2 protein-coding genes and 2 pseudogenes are annotated in these 2,717 nt (G+C 63.5%); 2 read left to right on the top strand and 2 right to left on the bottom strand.

Features of this window, described 5'->3' with window-relative positions:
* Both JWP83_RS16745 and JWP83_RS16740 read right to left on the bottom strand, forming a co-directional pair.
* A pseudogene (locus JWP83_RS16745) lies at positions 1-485 on the bottom strand (IS3 family transposase); the annotation flags it as partial.
* A gap of 182 nt (positions 486-667) precedes the next feature.
* Positions 668-886 (bottom strand): annotated as a pseudogene (locus JWP83_RS16740) (IS3 family transposase); the annotation flags it as partial.
* A 318-nt stretch (positions 887-1,204) separates the two neighbouring features.
* Between JWP83_RS16740 and JWP83_RS16735 the strand changes: the two are divergent.
* Together JWP83_RS16735 and JWP83_RS16730 are read left to right on the top strand one after the other, a co-directional pair.
* Positions 1,205-1,987, top strand: coding sequence for an SDR family oxidoreductase (locus JWP83_RS16735; protein ID WP_297732004.1), 783 nt, complete (start codon positions 1,205-1,207; stop codon positions 1,985-1,987).
* 229 nt (positions 1,988-2,216) lie between these two features.
* Positions 2,217-2,678 (top strand): DUF2255 family protein, encoded by a 462-nt coding sequence (locus JWP83_RS16730; protein ID WP_297732002.1) that lies wholly within the window; start codon positions 2,217-2,219, stop codon positions 2,676-2,678.
* The last annotated feature ends 39 nt before the right edge of the window (positions 2,679-2,717 follow it).

Below are 2,717 nucleotides of genomic sequence, written 5' to 3'. Positions count from 1 at the left end.
TACCGCGAAAAGATGTCCAAGATCACGTACAGGTAGTAGTACGTCCACTTCGCGGGGCCGCGCAGCTTGGTGATATCCCACGACCACACGGAATTCTGCTGGTAGGCAACCAGTTCCGGTTTCACGGCGGCCGGGTGGGTGGCCTGCCGGCGCCGTTCCCGGGTTTCGCCGGCCTGGCGTAGCAGCCGGTAGAACGTGGAGATCGAGCCGAGGTAGACGCCTTCGTCGAGCAGCGTGGCCCACACCTCGGCCGGCGCCATGTCGACGAACCGGTCGCTGTGCAAAACGTCGAGGATCGCGTGGCGCTCGACCTGGCTCAGCGCCCGCGGCTGGTGTCGGTCCCGGTGCGGGATCAGCATCGACCGAGCCGGTGGCGCGCTGGTGCGGTGGCGCCGGTAGTAGCTGGCCTGCGCGGCCCCAACAGCCTCGCATGTTTCCCGGACCCCGACACACCCGACCAGCTCGGCGATCGCGGTGTCGGTCACGGCGTCGACCTCGGCTCGGTATCCGCGCTCTCGGAGAGCGTCTCCAAGAGCGCGTGCAGTTTTGCCTGCACATCCACCACCAAGCGGGTCTTGGCCAGCTCCTGCTCCAGTTGCCGTTTCTCCTGCTCAAGGCGCGCGATCCGCTCGGCTTGCGGGTCGCGCCGCTTACGTCCGCGCGGAACAGTCAGCCCAGCCAGCGCGCCGGCGTCCCGAGCCCGCCGCCACGCCACGATGTGGCTGGAATACAGGCCCTCCCGCCGCAACAACGCACCCTTCTCACCATCGGGGGCGGCGTCGTAGGCGGCCAGGATCTCCAGCTTGTACTTCGCGGTGAACGTCCTGCGCCGGGCACGCTCGGGCACCTCAGGGTCGGGACGCTCCGTTCCAGCACCGCTACTCATCCGACCAGGATCTTCGATCCCGGTCGCTCGGACCAACGTGGTCACCTTGTTCGACATCTCGGGGAAGCTCTCCATCCCCGCCCTCGGGTCACTGATTGTCAGGCGGCAGGTGCCTCAACCCAGGTTGGCAGAGAGGGGAGTCCCGGCGTTTATCAAGGAGAACTTGTGATGAGGTACCACACTATGCCGACCGTGACGGACGTCGGGAGTGCCGGCCACCACTGCCGCGGACCGGGTTACCGGTATGCCCGCCGCCTTGGTCGCGTCTCCAACGGGTACACCGCCCGTGTGAACCACTACTTTGGTCGATGAGAATTCATGGCCCTCTTGGCGGGTAAGACAGCGGTCATCACCGGCGGCAGCCGCGGGATAGGACTTGCCACCGCACGTCGATTCGTCCAGGAAGGCGCGACAATATTCATCTTCTCGCCCCGCCCCGCCGAACTGGATGCAGCTGTCGCCACGCTCGGTGCGGCAGCCACAGCAATACATGGGGACGTCACCGGATCGGCCGACCTGCAGAAACTCCGCGCGATAGTGGCCGCAACAGGCAACGGCGTCGATGCCATCTTCGCCAACACCGGCATCGCCGGTGCAGCTCCCCTTGGCGAGATCACTCACAAGCATTTCGACTCGCTGTTCGGAATTAACGTCAAAGGTGTGGTCCTCACCATTCAGACGCTGTTGCCGCTGCTCAACGACCGCGCTTCCATCATTCTGACCGCCTCGGTTGCCGCGGACCGGGGCCGGATCGGGGCCAGTGTCTACGCCGCCACGAACGCGGCACTGCGCTCGTTCGCCCACACCTGGGCCAACGAACTGGCAGATCGCAACATTCGGGTCAATACGGTCAACCTGGCATCCACTGACGCACCAGGTCCGAACGAACTGGTCGACAACGCCGTCGCCGAGAGCATGGAACAGTTAAAAACGCCACGCGGCCAAGAAATTCCCTTCGGAAGGCTCGCACAAGCCGACGAAGTCGCGAATGCGGTCGTGTTTCTCGCCTCCGACCTAAGTAGCTTCACCACGGGAACCGCACTGTCGGTTGATGGAGGCTACAGCCAGATCAGATCTCCCACCTTGCGGTTACACAATTGAGGAGGCGACTATGACTGAAGCTGAGGGTGGCGGTGACTGCGGGTGGCGGTCGAGCACCTGGCCGAATTCCTGACGCGGGCACCGGCGAACGCCAGCTAAGACGCCGACGTTTTGTAAGCGTGTCGAGCGCACGGGGCCGCTGTGGGCAACCGGCCGAGGCAATGGTGACGGTGCCAGTAACACCAGTCGCGTTCGTGCCGGTACAACGTTAACCAACGAAGAAGCAAACATGACAGTCGGCTGGAAACCAAAAACTCTCAGCGAGATCGCCGATCAAGAGGAAATCCGTATCAGCAGCGAGCGTAAGAATGGTGGGTACAACCGCTCGACGCCGGTATGGGTCGTGCGAGTCGACGACGACTTGTATGTCCGATCCGGGTTTGGGATGAACGGGTTTTGGTACCGCCACGCCATCGAGTCGCAGGCGTACGTCGACGCCGCCGGCGTGCGCTACAAGGTCGACCTCATCCTGCGTACAGACCCTGCCTCGATCGCCGCCGTGGACGAGTCTTACCGGAAAAAAATACTCAGCGGATCCGTCGCTGCCCTTGCTGCTCACCGACCAGGCGCGCTCAACGACTTCGCGGTTAATCCCGCAAGCGTGACGTCGAACTTGACTCAGCCTGTCGCAACGTCGACCGAAGCACACAGGATATGTGTGTCAGACCGCGGTGTGCTCATCGCGCGGTGAGCGCACGCTGATGGGCTTCCTTGATGATCTCGGTGATCG

Origin of the sequence: Mycobacterium sp. (assembly GCF_025965855.1) — a bacterium.
Taxonomy (GTDB): Bacteria; Actinomycetota; Actinomycetes; order Mycobacteriales; family Mycobacteriaceae; genus Mycobacterium.
This window is presented reverse-complemented; position numbering and strand designations above follow the sequence as displayed.